This is a genomic window from Prevotella sp. TF12-30 (assembly GCF_003436715.1).
Taxonomy (GTDB): Bacteria; Bacteroidota; Bacteroidia; order Bacteroidales; family Bacteroidaceae; genus Prevotella; species Prevotella copri_A.
Genome location: NZ_QSQJ01000013.1, coordinates 33490 through 48305 on the forward strand (window position 1 = coordinate 33490; position 14816 = coordinate 48305).

Sequence of the window (14816 nt, forward strand, 5' to 3'; positions counted from 1 at the left end):
AAATAAACTTAATACATTCCCCTCTCATTTATTTAGTGTAATTTTGGAATATAATCTTTATCCCTTTATAATAAGGACATTGGGAGGATTGTCCGATTTTGAGGTAACGAATTGCCAACCGTTCTTGTTGCTGCATTCTGCTTTGATATGCTTTCTTGGCATCTCGTCTATGCTACAAAACGTTCTGAAATTTGCTGTGCTTTCACTAACGAGTGCGATTGTAACTGAATCAATATAGCAGAAATACGGTCTATTCTATTCATTTTGCATCTTTAATTTGAATATTTGAATCTTCAATAATAATAGCTTGTTTATTACTTATAGGAATAAGCTGCAACTTCTCATTATATAGTTGAACTATCTTTTCTCCTTTTTTCTTGAATGGAAAATTTCCATAATGGGGAATCGTATAAAAATCGACCAAATCTAAAGAAGTACAGTCTTTCAATTCAGGAGCCTTTTCTATTGGATCAAAATTCACACTTCTCATATATTCTGCATCGGGAGAGGCTATTATTGCTCCGGCAGATTCCCCAATATACAGTTTCCCCAATTTCACTTGTTTAGATATAATTTTATCAACACCTTTTCTTTTTAACTCTTGCAAAAGGAAAAATGTATTTCCACCTGTTATGTAGATATAATCGCATTTATGTAATATAGAAGATATTTCCTCTTTGGGCAGTTGGGTAATCTCGACTTCTTCAACAATCATTCCTGCTTCTTCTAAAGCCTTTTTCCCCTTTTTTACATAGAATCGTATTGGTTCTGTAAGGCTTGCAGTTGGTATAAAAGCTATAATTTTCCCTTGCAAATCTTCTTTGGCACAATCGACAAATAGATTAGCAACATCAGCAAATGATGAGCATAAAAATAATCTTTTCATATTTTATAATATTAAGTTGAATACTTTTTGATACAAAGATAGCGTCTTCTATGACAGCTCTATGTCAGTAAGTCTAAATATTGAAGAGTTTTTTCATCGAAAGTACTTATTTTTTATAAGTAATTGAGAATGAGATAAGTTTTTATCTTATAAAAAGAAGAGGTTACGAATTAGAAATATACAGAATGTAGCATCCTGCTGTGATTTGCATAACCATTCAAAGAACTCTTTCGGTTGCAAAGGTACGATATTTAATCGGGGATAAAGAATGTTTTAAGATTTTTTTGAGTATTTGCATCTTTTCGATGAGCCAAGGACAGCTCATGTTTCTTTCGAGGGCAACGACAATGCATCTTATAACTGCAACATCATAAGCCATAATGCCAAACTCATACATAGGGAAGATGGCAACTATTTTATGGCTACAGCCACTGTGAGCACACAGGGACAAAATACCCCAATATTGCAACAGTACATGAAAGCCGATGTCAGAATCATCGTCAGCAATAAAACGTTATGGCAACAGGTATTCGGATAAACTATATCCGAATACCTGCTGTTTGTTTTTGGATGCATATTGTGTTGGTAAGCATCAGATTTTACGCAAAAGTTCTAATTTCCATAAAATTCCTCTTGTAAATCATTGGATATTTAGAAAAATATCGTATCTTTGTCCCCGAATTGAGGCGTTCTTTGCATATTGCAAAATACAGAAACGAGCAGAAGTCCGCTCGTTTCCATATTGTTACCTATATAATATAGGCAAACGCCCAACTTTTTGATTTTCAATCAAAGTCCAATTTAGAACGAGTTATTTCAATTAACATTACGCTCTAAAGCCCGTATGCCTGCTTTGTTTCTATACTATCGGCAGACTTATTCCGTTGATTTTCTGATAGATGTCGAGCGCATAGATATCCGTCATGCCACTGATATAATCCAATATCGCCATGATTCGCTCCTCCAGATGCTCGTTCTCTATGTCGTACTGGCTGCTTACCCTTCTCAGGAGTTGCTTGGAGTAGAAGCGGGATGGATTCACGGCGGCATCGATGAAGACCTCCATCAGCGTAGCCATGATCTTATAACCCGAAAGTTCGATGTCGAGAACCGGTTTGCTGGCATAGATTTTCTTGCGGGAAACCTGCGTACATTTCTGATAGGCTTGGCGCTGATGTTCGGCGATATGTTCGATGAGACATCCCTCGAAAGTGCCGCCAAGAATCTCCTCTTCGTGATTCAGAAAAACATTGACGCATTCGTTCTCAAGCTTTCCGATTACGCAGGCACGCATGTACACTACCTGTTCGTTTTCATCGGTCAATCCCTCATCCAGGATTCGCTGGCGAATCTTCTGTTGGGTTTCCTCGTCAAAGAATCCCAGCAGTAAGTTTGCTGTCTCCTCGAAGGATAAGATCTTGAGCTTGTGGGAGTCTTCGATGTCCATAATCTCATAACAGATATCATCAGCTGCTTCTACCATATACACCAGCGGGTGGCGGACATATTCCAGAGGCTCTCCCGGTTTCGATTTTCTCAGGATTCCCAACTCCTCAGCAACCTTCTGGTAAGATTCTGCTTCGGAAGTAAAAAATCCAAACTTTCCGTGCTTCCCTGCCAAACTGCTGGCAAAAGGATATTTCACGATGGCAGCAAGCATGGGATAGGTCATCACGAAACCACCCTGGCGGCGACCTTTAAACTGATGCGTCAGGATTCTGAAGCCGTTGGCATTACCCTCGAAATGGGTGATGTCGTCCCAGAACTCGGCAGAAACTTCATCTTTCAATCCCTGTCCGGCACCCTCGCTGAAGAAAGTCTGGATAGCTTTTTCGCCGGAATGACCGAAGGGAGGATTGCCCAGATCATGCGCCAGGCAGGCTGCACTCACGATGGTTCCGATTTCCTCGAAGAGTGTATCCTTCAGCTCCGGGCGCTTCTGGATGATGTGGCGGGAGATATCGTTGCCCAGCGACATACCCACACTTGCCACTTCCAGGCTGTGAGTGAGACGGTTGTGTACGAAGATGCTGCCCGGCAGCGGAAATACCTGCGTCTTGTTCTGCAATCGGCGGAAAGCCGAAGAGAAGATCAGACGGTCGTAATCGCGCTTGAACTCCGAGCGGTCATCGTGGCGCTCGGCGTGCTTATGCTCCTGTCCGAATCGCTTGTTAGATATGAGTTGGGTCCATTCCATATTCTTTCTGTATTATGAGTCTTTTATGTTGTCTATTGTGCAAAAATACACGAAAGTTAGGATAAATCAAAATAAAAAAGGATAAATTATATCATTTTCACGTCTAAAATGCTATTATTCGGTTAAAAAGCAGTATTTTTGCAGAAAAATAGAAAATTATGCTGAAAGTACAGATTATCAATAAGGGGCATCAGCCTCTCCCTGCGTTTGCCACACCTCAGAGTGCGGGCATGGATTTGCGTGCAAACATCGAAGAGGCTATCGTGCTTCATCCTATGGAGCGCCGACTCGTTCCTACGGGGCTTTTCATGGCATTGCCGGCTGGTTATGAGGCACAGATCCGTCCTCGCAGCGGTCTCGCCCTGAAGCATGGCATCACCGTGCTCAATACTCCGGGTACCATCGATGCCGATTACCGTGGCGAGATCATGGTGCTGCTCATCAACTTCTCACAGCAAGACTTCGTTGTCAATGATGGCGAGCGCATCGCACAAATGGTGCTTGCCAAGCACGAACAGTGCGACTTCATCGAGGTGGAGGAGCTGGATGAAACTGAGCGTGGTGCAGGTGGTTATGGTCATACCGGCGTAAAATAAGATAAGGATTTTTAGATAAGATTTGATCGTGAAGATAGATTTAAGAAATATGGGAGTCTGGGTGACTGTGGTGCTCATCGGCGCCATAGCCTTGCCTTCGCTCGCCCGAAAAAAGAAGATGCAGCCTGTCGGACAGCAACAGCAGACTGTAAGGGTGGATTCGCTTTCTCCAAACAATCGTAAGCGATATGAATACTTCTTGACCGAGGCGGCTCGCCAGCATGCAGCTGGCAGCTATACTGCCGCCTTCGATCTCTACGAACATGCCCGGAACATCGATCCTAACTCGGCAACGGCAAATTATTATCTGTCTCTCTATTTGACCGAGATGAAGCAGGATTCGCTGGGTCTTCTGCGATTGCAGAAGGCGATAGAGCAGGATCCTGAGAACCTGATTTTTGCAGAGCGACTCGCCCAATACTATATCAGCAAGGGAAAATACGAGGATGCCATCAATGCCTACGAGGCTGTCTATGCCAAGAATCACAGCAATACGGATGTGCTCCGCGTGTTGGCGCAGCTCTATCAGCAGCAGAAGAACTTCAAGATGATGCTCAATACCGTTAGCCGTCTGGAGACCGAAGAAGGTGAGAGCGAGCAGTTTACACTCACCAAGATGCGTATCCATGAGATGATGGATGACAAGAAGGCTGCCTATAACGAACTGAAGTCGCTTGTAGAACAGCATCCTCTGGATATGCAGTATAAAACCATGCTGGGCAACTGGCTGATGCAGCACGATGGTCAGAAGGAAGCGTTCAAGTACTTCACTGATGTGCTGAAGGAAGAGCCGGATAATTCCTACGCCCAGATGTCGCTCTATGATTATTACAATGCTACCAAGCAGGCGGATCTGGCGAATGGCATGCTCGATAAGATTCTGATGAGTCAGAAGACGGATACCCAGACCAAGATCATGATGTTCCGTTCCTTCATCCAGAACAATGAAACCGAAGGCGGCGACTCTACCAAGGTCATCGCCCTCTTCGATAAGGTGCTCAATGTGCCACAGCCGTCTTCAGAAATAGCCGAGGTGCGTGCCGCCTATATGAGTCTGAAGAAGATGCCGACCGACTCTGTGATTTCAGCCTTCAAAAAGGTGCTTGATATCGCTCCAGACAATGCCAATGCGCGCATCCAGACCATTCAGCTGCTCTGGAATCAGAAGAAATATTATGAGGTGATCGAGCAGGCGAAGGCTGCCCACGAATACAATCCGGAAGAGATGATCTTCTATTATTTCGGAGGTATGGCTTACTATCAGAATAAGGACGAAGATGCGGCGCTCAATGAGTTCCGGCTGGGTGTGGCTCAGGTGAATAAACTCTCTGCCAACGACCTGGTCTCTGATCTCTATGCCGTGATGGGCGACATCCTGCATCAGAAGAATCAGAAGGATGCAGCCTTTGCTGCCTATGATTCCTGCCTGCAGTGGAAAGCCGACAACGTAATGGCGCTCAACAACTACGCCTACTATCTGAGCGAGGAAGGCAAGGACCTGCACAAGGCTGAGGCTATGAGCTACAAGACCATCAAACTGGAACCGAACAACGGTACCTATCTTGATACCTACGCCTGGATTCTGTTTATGGAAGAGCGTTATGTAGATGCCAAGACCTACATCGATGCGGCTCTCAAGAACCGTGATTCTACCGAGAATAACAGTACGGTATTGGAGCATGCCGGCGATATTTACGCCATGAACGGTATGGTGAATGAGGCTGTCGGCTATTGGAAGCAGGCCTTGGATGACGACCATCAGACCGAGATCCTGAAATGGAAGATAGAAAATAAGCAATATATTTCCGAGGAAGAATTCCAACGAAAGAAGAACCCTGCAGCTGCTGAGCTCAAGAAATCGAAAGTGGCAGGCAAGTCTGCGGGTAAAAAGAATAAGAAAGGTAAAAAGAAGTAATGAATATGAAGAAGATGAATATGGCAGTAGCTGCTGCGGCACTCCTGCTGATGGCTTCCTGCGGCACTACCAAGAAGATGGAAGGAGCTGGAAAGGTGAATGCCAATGATAAGAAGACCGAGACAAAGGCGGAGCAGTCGGCTGCGCTCAGGAATCTGGCTTTCGTTCAGAAAGTATCAGATAATCAGGTTTATACCAATAATATTGTGGGCAATATGAATTTCAATCTGCAGGCAGCAGATAAGGACATCACCGTGCCGGGCAAGTTGAGTATGCGCAAGGATGAGGTAATCCGCATCCAGCTCTTCATCCCTATCCTGGGTACAGAAGTGGGAAGACTGGAATTCACCCCTAACTATGTGCTGATCATCGACCGCCTTCACAAGGAATACATCAAGGCAGATTATACCCAGGTGGATTTCCTGAAGAAGCAGGGTGTGAACTTCTATTCTCTCCAGGCGCTCTTCTGGAACCAGTTGCTCGTGCCTGGAACCAAGAAGGTGACAGATGCAGACCTGAAGAAGTTCTCTGCCAATCTGGATGCTGTGGGTGAGAATGTACCTGTGGCTCTGCAATATGGCAAACTGAACTATACCTGGACTGCCAACCGTAATTCGGGCAGAATCACCGAGGCCAATGTGGTGTATCAGGACAGAAGCATCAGCGCAGCCAAGCTCAATCTGAAATATAGCAATTTCAAGAGCGTGGGTGTGAAGATGTTCCCGGCTACCCAGAATCTTACGCTCTCTGCCATGGTGAACAACAAACCTCAGGTAGTGAAGATCAACATCGATATGAAGAGCGTGAAGACCGACAGTAAATGGGAGGCACAGACCGAAGTGTCTGACAAGTACAAGAAGGTGGCTCCAGAGGATGTACTCGGCAAACTGATGAATATGTAGTGTTTGTCGCGAAAGAAAACAATGAAATCATGTATTGAATAATGAAGCGAATTATATTTTTCCTATTGGCAATCATGTTCTCGCTTGCTCCCTATGCGCAGAAAACGGTGCATAAGAAGCCGGTGAAGAAAACCGCTGTTGCCAATCGTAAGCATCAGGCTCAAAGAAAACCGGCGGCTCGCCGTGCCAAGGCACCTACCAAGGCAGAACGCCGTGCTGCTACCTATAGCAATGCTTCTATCAGAGGATTGCAGGGGCAGCGTGCCGATATCCAGCGAAGAATCAGGGAGCAGGAGCAGGCTTTGCGCAAGAACAAGGCTGACGTGAAAAAGCGCCTGGAAGACCTGATGGCGCTGAATGGCGAAATAGACCAGAGTCAGAAGAAGATTGAAGGTATCGAGAAGGATATTCATCATATTAATGGAAACATCGGTATCCTGCAGGCGCAGTTGAAGACCCTTCAGCAGCAGTTGCAGGATAGAAAGAACAAGTATATCCGTTCTATGCGATATATGAGCCGGCATCATACGGTGCAGGACAAGCTGATGTTTATCTTCAGTGCCAAGAACCTGACCCAGATGTACCGCCGTCTCTCGTTCATCCGCCAGTACTCTTCTTACCAGAAGGTGCAGGGCGAGGCTGTAAAGGCTAAGCAGCAGCAGGTGAACGATAAGCACAAGCAGTTGCAGAATGTAAAGGGACATAAGAATACCTTATTATATAAGGGCAAGCAGGAGAAGACCGTGCTCGAAGGCAAGCAGACCCAGCAGCAGGAGATGGTACACGGACTGCAGAAGCAGCAGAAGACCATTCAGGCTGTCATCGCCGACCAGCGCCAGAAGGATGCAGCCATCAATGCTCAGATCGACCGCTTGATTCAGCAGGAAGTAGCCAAGGCTCGTGCCCGTGCTGCTGCCGAGGCTAAGCGCAAGGCAGCTGCAGCCGCTGCTGCCAAGAAGCGTGCAGAGGAACTGGCGCGTAAGAAAGCAGCTGCAGAGGCTGCTGCAAGGGAGAATGCCCGTCGTATTGCTGAGGCTAAGGCTCGTGAGGCAGCTGCAGAGGCTGCAAGAAGAAAGGCTGCCGAGGAGGCTCGTGCTGCTGCCGAGGCTGCTAGAAAGGCGCAGGAAGAAGCTGCTGCCCAGGCTGAGGCGAAGGCTAAAGCAAAGGCGCAGGCTAAGGCCCGTGCTGCTGCCGAAGCTGCTCAGCGTGCTGCCGCAGAACAGGCGGCTCGTGAAGCTGCTGCCGAACAGGCGGCTAAGAAGGCGGAAGCTGACCGCAAGGCTGCTGAGCTGAAAGCCAAGGCGGATGAGGAGCGTCAGGCCCGTGAGATTGCTGCTGCCAAGAAGGAGGCGCAGGAAGCGGCTACCTTGAGTTCGGTAGATAGAATGTTGAGTGGTGGATTCGAGGCAAACCGTGGCAGATTGCCTATGCCTATTAGCGGCGGTTATCGCATCGTGAGCCATTTCGGACAGTATAATGTTCAGGGATTGAAGGGTGTTACCCTCGACAACAAGGGTATCAATATCCAGGGTAAGCCGGGTTGTGTGGCTCGCAGCATCTACGATGGTGAGGTGAGTGCCGTCTTCGGATATGGTGGTATGTGGAATGTCCTGGTTCGCCATGGTGCCTACATCTCGGTATATTGCAACCTGAAATCGGTCAGCGTACATAAGGGTCAGAAGGTTAGTACCCGTCAGGCTTTGGGTAGTGTAGGCTCTGATAACATCCTCCAGTTCCAGCTTCGCAAGGAAACGGCAAAACTCAATCCGGAGGCTTGGCTGGGAAGATAAAATACAGGAGTTATCAAGGTTAACTGTATAGACAGATAGAGGAAACCCTCTTAGATGGCAGCGCCATCTAAGAGGGTTTCGTATTTAGCAATGGCATCGCGTATTTCGCTGATGCGGATAAACTCGTTGGCAGAATGGGAGCGGGAAGATTCGCCCGGCCCCAGCTTGAAGGATGGAAAATGCATCAATGCCTGATCGCTGAGGGTAGGACTTCCGAATGGCTTCATACCCATAGCTACACATTTCCTGATAAGAGGATGTTCCGGGTCGATACGTGATGACTTCAGGCGGAAACTGTGTGCCTTTACCTCGCTCTTGAGGTGCTGGCGGATAAGCTCGTAAACCTCCTCGTTGTCGTAAAACTCGTTGGTTCGGATATCCACAAGCATCGTGCACTTATCCGGAATCACATTATGCTGGGTTCCGGCATTCACTACGGTGAGCGTCATCTTGGTAGGACCCAGAAATTCGCTTACCTTCTCGAATTTGTAATCACGAATCCAACGCATATCATCCAGCGCCTCATAGATCGCATTCACTCCTTCGTTTCTAGCCGCATGACCACTTTTGCCATGAGCAATCACATCCAGCACCATCAGTCCCTTTTCTGCTACGGCAGGATTCATGCTTGTAGGTTCTCCCACAATGGCAAGATCGATGTGTGGAAGCAAGGGTAGGGCACGTGTGATGCCATCCTTTCCCGAAACCTCTTCTTCGGCGGAAGCCAGATAAATCAGGTTGTAGCTCTGCGGCTTCTCCGTCAGCATTCGGAAAATCTGGAGAAGGGAACACAATCCGCCACCGCAGTCGTTACTACCCAGTCCATAAAGCACGCCGTCTTCTACATCTGGAGAAAAAGGATCGCGACTCCACGAAGTCACGGGCTTCACGGTGTCGATATGGGCATTGAGCAGCAAGGTAGGACGGCTCTCATCGTAGTGAGGGTCGATAATCCAGAGGTTGTTTGCCTCGCGCTGCGGTTCGAAACCATAGCTGCGGATGGTCTGCTCCATAATGTCGGCAGCATCTTTTTCGTTGCGGCTTACCGATGGAGTGGCAATCAGCTTTTTGAGCAGTAGCACCGCATCGCTAACATATTGTTCCTGTGTCATCATAATCTCTCTTTTTAATGTTTTGGGGACAAAGTTACGAAAAAAAGAGCATATAAAGTGGAAAAACCAACATTTTATTTTGTGTTCTTAACAAATTCTATTATCTTTGCACCAATATTATAATACTAAGCTTATGCAAATTAATAGTCATCTTTCGGTTCTGGTTCATGACCTTGCTAAGAAGTGGGGAGATAAGCCTGCGCTTACCTTCAGGAAGTTTGGTAGTGACCAGTGGCAAACGGTTTCATTCAATCAGTTTTCCCTAAGAGTGAAACAAGTGAGCAATGCCCTTCTTAATCTTGGGGCTAAACCACAAGACAAAATAGCTGTCTTCTCGCAGAACTGTGTGCATTATCTGTACACCGATTTCGGTGCATACGGTATCAGGGTTACTGCAGTACCTTTCTATGCCAACAGTAGTGAGCAGCAGATTCAATATATGATCAATGATGCCCAGATTCGCTTTCTCTTCGTTGGCGAACAGGAGCAGTATGACAAGGCACATCGTATCTTTGCCCTCTGCCCATCCCTGGAACGCATCATCATCTTCGATTCCAGCGTGCGCATCAGTACACACGACCCAGCTGCGCTCTATTTCAAGGACTTCCTGAAGTTGGGTGAGAATCTTCCTCGTCAGACCGAAGTGGAGGAACTCTACAAGCAGGCAAATATGGATGATTTGGCTGATATCCTTTATACCAGTGGAACTACCGGTGACAGCAAGGGCGTAATGCTGACCTATAGTCAGTATGCAGCTGCATTGAAGGCCAACAATGAGTGTGTGCCTGTTACCGACAAGGATCGAGTCATCGATTTCCTTCCATTCACCCATATCTTTGAGCGTGCCTGGTCTTATCTCTGCTTGAGTGAGGGTGCCCAGCTCATCATCAATACCTATCCACAGGAGATTCAGGAGAGTATGCGCGAGATGCGCCCTACCTGTATGTGCAGTGTGCCTCGTTTCTGGGAGAAGGTGTATATCGCCGTGAAGGCTAAGATGGATGATGCAGGTCCTGTCAAGAAGAAGCTCTTCTACCATGCTCTGGCAGTGGGTAGGAAGCGCAATATCGAGTATATAGCCAACTGCAAGCGCCCTCCTTTGGCTTTGGAGCTGGAATATAAGATTGTCAACAAGACTATCCTGAGCATCGTGCGCAAGCAGTTGGGCTTGGATAATCCTAATATCTTCCCTACGGCAGGCGCTTACGTAAGTCCTGAGGTGGAGGAGTTCGTACATGCCATCGGTATCAATATGGTGGTGGGTTATGGCTTGACAGAGAGTCTTGCCACCGTATCTTGTGATCATCTCGACAAGAAGCACAGCCTGGGTTCGGTGGGTCGTCCTATCTCCTGCATCCAGGTCAAGATCGGTGAGGATAACGAGGTGCTCCTCAAAGGTCCTACCATCACTCCGGGCTATTACCATCGTGATACCACCAATGCCAAGGCTTTCGATAAGGATGGATTCTTCCATACCGGTGATGCCGGCTATATGAAGGATGGTGAGCTTTACCTCACCGAGCGTATCAAGGATTTGTTCAAGACTTCGAATGGTAAATATATCGCTCCGCAGCAGGTGGAGTCTTTGCTCCTGGTGGATAAGTTCATCGATCAGGTGGCAGTCATCGCCGACCAGCGCAAGTTCGTTTCAGCCCTCGTTGTACCTGAGTTCCGTCTCGTAGAGGATTGGGCTCGTGAGCATCACATCGCCTTCGCCTGCCGTGAGGACCTGTGTGCCAACGAGAAGGTGCAGAAGATGTTGATGGATCGCATCCAGATTCTTCAGCAGCACCTGGCTTATTATGAGCAGATCAAGCGTATCACCCTTCTGGCTCACCATTTCTCTATGGAGTCGGGAGAGTTGACCAATACATTGAAGATTCGCCGTCCTATCATCAACAAGAACTATAAGGCGGAGATTGACAAGATGTATGAGGAGTAATCATAAAGTTCAAAGTTCAAAGTTCAAAGTTCAAAATTCAAAGTTAAGAGTTAATGATTACAGCCGACCAGTTGAAAGATGTGATGGACAGAGCCGATGCTCTCCATCATTATCTCAATATCGACCAGAAGAAAGTAGAATTCGAGGAGGAGCAGCTCCGCACCCAGGCTCCTGACTTTTGGGAAGACCCAAAATATGCGCAGGAGCAGATGAAGAAGGTGAAGAGCATCCAGAAATGGCTCGATGGCTATAAGACCGTGCGCCTTTATGCCGATGAATTGAAGCTCGCCTTCGATTTCTATAAAGACGAAATGGTGACCGAGGAAGAGGTGGATGCCGATTACGGCAAGGCTATCAAGGCCATCGAAGACCTGGAGTTGAAGAACATGCTTCGCCAGAAGGAAGATCCGATGGACTGCGTGCTCAAGATCAATTCCGGTGCCGGTGGTACGGAAAGTCAGGATTGGGCTCAGATGCTGATGCGTATGTATATGCGCTGGGCTGAAGCTCATGGCTACAAGGTAACCATCACCGATATGCAGGAAGGCGATGAGGCTGGTATCAAGAGCGTGACGATGACCATCGAGGGCGGCGAGTTCGCCTATGGTTATCTGAAGAGCGAGAATGGTGTGCATCGTCTGGTGCGTGTATCTCCTTTCAATGCTCAGGGCAAGCGTATGACCAGTTTTGCCAGTGTCTTCGTTACTCCGCTGGTGGATGATACCATCGAGGTGTATGTAGATCCTGCCAAGCTTTCCTGGGATACTTTCCGTTCGAGTGGTGCCGGTGGTCAGAATGTAAATAAGGTGGAGTCGGGTGTCCGTCTGCGTTATTGGTACACAGATCCTGATACGGGCGAGGAGGAAGAAATCCTCATCGAGAACACCGAGACCCGCGACCAACCGAAGAACCGTGCCAAGGCATTGTTGCTCTTGAAGAGTCAACTCTACGACCGCGCCATGAAGAAGCGCCTCGAAGCCAAGGCGAAGATTGAGGCTGGCAAAAAGAAGATAGAGTGGGGAAGCCAGATTAGAAGCTATGTCTTCGACGACCGTCGGGTGAAAGACCATCGTACCAACTATCAGACCTCTGATGTGGATGGCGTGATGGACGGCAAGATAGATGATTTCATCAAGGCATACCTGATGGAGTTCCCAACTACCGATGACGAACAATAGAATTATAACAACCTAAAAATAAGATAACTATGAGTGGAAATAAAGATTTAAGAAGAGCCAAGCATGAGGCTTATCAGAAGAAGCAGGCTGCCAAGGGCGAGAAAGTAGTAAAGTGGATTTTCATCTCTTTGATAGTACTGGGTGCTCTCTTTGCCATCTATGCAGCTTCGATTGCATAATAGCTTCTATCGCATAATAAGCTTCTATTGCATAAAATGAGTGAGAAATGAGTGGATTGGAAATAGAAAGAAAATTCCTCGTCAAGAAGGGCGACGCTTACAAAAGCGCCGCCTTTTCTAGTAGTCATATCCAGCAGGGATATATTCCGGCTGAAGGGGCTACGGTGCGTGTTCGCACCCGAGACGACAAGGCTTACCTTACCATCAAGGGGAAGTCGGTGAATGGCGGAATGACCCGCTATGAGTTTGAGAAGGAGATTACCATGGACGAGGCGCAGCATCTCCTGCAACTTTGTCAGGGAGGCGTGATTGATAAGCGCCGCTATCTCGTGAAAAGTGGCAGTCATATCTTCGAGGTGGATGAGTTTTATGGTGACAACGAAGGCCTGGTGATGGCGGAGGTAGAGCTGGAAAGCGAGACCGAAGCTTACGAGAAACCGGATTTCATCGATCGCGAAGTAACAGGCGACAAACGCTTCTATAATTCGCATCTTTTGACAAATCCATTCTATAAATGGCGTGATTCGCTATAAAATTGTATAATTATTTAAGATTTTGCATAATTTACTTTCGATTTATACGCTTATTTGGATTATTTTTTATAATTTTGCAGCATCAAAGAACTGAAGCGTTAAGAATGTTATAATGGCGCTGTAGGTTTGATGTGAAATAATAAAGGAGAATCTAAGTTTTAAAAAGAAATAATATAGTAAAAATAAGGAGAAAGTAAAGGAAATGGCAGATTCAAATAGAGGTAGTTTTGGTAGTAAGTTGGGAATGATTCTTGCTACCGCTGGTGGTGCCGTAGGTTTGGGTAACGTATGGCGCTTCCCTTATATGGCTGGTCAGGAAGGTGGCGCAGCCTTTATCTTGGTGTACATCGGATGCGTGCTTTTGCTCGGCATCCCTTGTATGATTTCGGAGTTTATCATCGGTCGCCATGGTGCTTCCAATACAGCTCGCGCCTACGCCAAGCTTGCCAATGGCACAGCCTGGAAGTGGGTGGGATTTCTGGGAGTGCTCACGGGTTTCCTGATTACGGGTTACTATGCCGTGGTTTCGGGTTGGTGCCTTCAGTATGTGTATGCCAGCATCATAGGCGAACTGCATGGTGATGCCAATTATGTGACTCAGTATTTCCAGCAGTTTGCTGCCGATCCGTTCCGTCCTGTATTGTGGACGGTGGTTATTTTCCTGATTTGTCATTTCGTGATTATCCATGGTGTTCGTGGCGGTATCGAAAAGGCATCCAAGGTGATGATGCCGCTGCTTTTCATCCTGCTGCTCATCATCGTTGTGGCTTCCTGCCTGTTGCCTGATGCGGGCAAGGGTGTCGAGTTCCTGCTCAAGCCTGATTTCGGAAAGGTAGATCGCAATGTGTTCCTCAATGCTTTGGGACAGTCGTTCTATTCCATGAGTATCGGTATGGGCTGCATCTGTACCTATGCATCTTATTTCAGTCGCCAGACCAATCTCTTTAAGTCGGCATTGCAGATTTCTGTCATTGACTTGATGGTTGCTGTATTGGCGGGTCTGATGATTTTCCCTGCAGCCTTTTCTGTTGGTATTTCGCCGGATAGTGGTCCGTCACTCATCTTCATCACTTTGCCTAATGTCTTCAACAAGGCGTTTGCGGCACTTCCTGTATTGGGATGGATTATCTCCCTGCTGTTCTATGTACTTCTGTCAGTGGCAGCATTGACCTCTCTGATGTCGCTGCACGAGGTGAATACTTCGTTCTTCTACGAGGAGTTGAAGATCGACCGTAAGAAGGGTGCTTGGATTGTAACCATCTCCTGTGCCATCATTGGTGCATTCTGTTCGTTCTCATTGGGAGCTACCGATAAGCTTTCCTGGTTGGGCAAGACGCTTTTCGATTGGTTTGATTTCATCACCGGACAGATTTTCCTTCCAATGGGAGGCTTGCTTACCTGTCTGTTCCTGGGATGGTATGTACCAAAGAAGATTTTAAAGGATGAGTTTACCAACTGGGGAACCTTGAAGGGTCGCCTCTTTGGCATCTATTTCTTCCTGATTAAGTTCGTGTGCCCAATCCTCATCTTGCTGGTGTTCTTAAACCAGTTTGGAGTTTTGTGATAATCGGAGTTTGGACGTAAGG

At 47.0% G+C, this 14816-nt stretch carries 12 protein-coding genes; 9 read left to right on the forward strand and 3 right to left on the reverse strand.

Going from position 1 to position 14816, the window contains the following annotated elements; all coding sequences use genetic code 11:
• Window positions 1–259 precede the first annotated feature (259 nt).
• Both DXD25_RS06835 and DXD25_RS06845 read right to left on the reverse strand, forming a co-directional pair.
• The gene (locus DXD25_RS06835) at window positions 260–886 is read right to left on the reverse strand and encodes a Type 1 glutamine amidotransferase-like domain-containing protein (RefSeq protein ID WP_106812198.1); all 627 of its coding nucleotides are present in this window, start codon (window positions 884–886) and stop codon (window positions 260–262) included.
• 859 nt (window positions 887–1745) lie between these two features.
• Complete coding sequence (locus tag DXD25_RS06845; protein ID WP_117662454.1) at window positions 1746–3083, reverse strand: deoxyguanosinetriphosphate triphosphohydrolase; 1338 nt, start codon at window positions 3081–3083, stop codon at window positions 1746–1748.
• 158 nt (window positions 3084–3241) lie between these two features.
• On the opposite strand from DXD25_RS06845, the gene dut reads away from it, so the two are divergent.
• The 4 genes from dut to DXD25_RS06865 are packed head-to-tail and all read left to right on the forward strand — an operon-like array spanning window position 3242 to window position 8286.
• Window positions 3242–3679 (forward strand): dUTP diphosphatase, encoded by a 438-nt coding sequence (dut, locus tag DXD25_RS06850; protein WP_117662456.1) that lies wholly within the window; start codon window positions 3242–3244, stop codon window positions 3677–3679.
• 28 nt (window positions 3680–3707) lie between these two features.
• Window positions 3708–5594, forward strand: a complete 1887-nt coding sequence (locus DXD25_RS06855; protein WP_367379915.1) for a tetratricopeptide repeat protein — start codon at window positions 3708–3710, stop codon at window positions 5592–5594.
• A gap of 5 nt (window positions 5595–5599) precedes the next feature.
• Window positions 5600–6496 (forward strand): DUF4292 domain-containing protein, encoded by an 897-nt coding sequence (locus DXD25_RS06860; RefSeq protein ID WP_117662514.1) that lies wholly within the window; start codon window positions 5600–5602, stop codon window positions 6494–6496.
• Between the two features lie 41 nt (window positions 6497–6537).
• Window positions 6538–8286 (forward strand): murein hydrolase activator EnvC, encoded by a 1749-nt coding sequence (locus DXD25_RS06865; RefSeq protein WP_117662459.1) that lies wholly within the window; start codon window positions 6538–6540, stop codon window positions 8284–8286.
• A 50-nt stretch (window positions 8287–8336) separates the two neighbouring features.
• Here the strand turns inward: DXD25_RS06865 and DXD25_RS06870 are convergent, their stop codons facing one another.
• Window positions 8337–9401, reverse strand: coding sequence for a M20 family metallo-hydrolase (locus tag DXD25_RS06870; protein ID WP_117662461.1), 1065 nt, complete (start codon window positions 9399–9401; stop codon window positions 8337–8339).
• A gap of 130 nt (window positions 9402–9531) precedes the next feature.
• Here DXD25_RS06870 and DXD25_RS06875 point away from each other — a divergent pair, with 130 nt between their 5' ends.
• The 5 genes from DXD25_RS06875 (at window position 9532) to DXD25_RS06890 (ending at window position 14794) form a co-directional block, all read left to right on the forward strand.
• Window positions 9532–11340, forward strand: a complete 1809-nt coding sequence (locus DXD25_RS06875) for a long-chain fatty acid--CoA ligase (RefSeq protein WP_117662462.1) — start codon at window positions 9532–9534, stop codon at window positions 11338–11340.
• A gap of 53 nt (window positions 11341–11393) precedes the next feature.
• Window positions 11394–12518 carry a peptide chain release factor 2 gene (gene prfB, locus DXD25_RS06880; protein WP_117662464.1) on the forward strand — a complete coding sequence of 375 codons (1125 nt, stop codon included), beginning with the start codon at window positions 11394–11396 and terminating at the stop codon, window positions 12516–12518.
• Window positions 12519–12547: 29 nt separating this feature from the next.
• Complete coding sequence (locus DXD25_RS16940; RefSeq protein WP_187360447.1) at window positions 12548–12697, forward strand: hypothetical protein; 150 nt, start codon at window positions 12548–12550, stop codon at window positions 12695–12697.
• 47 nt (window positions 12698–12744) lie between these two features.
• Window positions 12745–13230 (forward strand): CYTH domain-containing protein, encoded by a 486-nt coding sequence (locus tag DXD25_RS06885; RefSeq protein ID WP_117662466.1) that lies wholly within the window; start codon window positions 12745–12747, stop codon window positions 13228–13230.
• 202 nt (window positions 13231–13432) lie between these two features.
• A complete protein-coding gene (locus tag DXD25_RS06890; protein ID WP_117662468.1) occupies window positions 13433–14794 on the forward strand; it encodes a sodium-dependent transporter in 1362 nt (453 codons plus the stop codon).
• Window positions 14795–14816 lie beyond the last annotated feature (22 nt).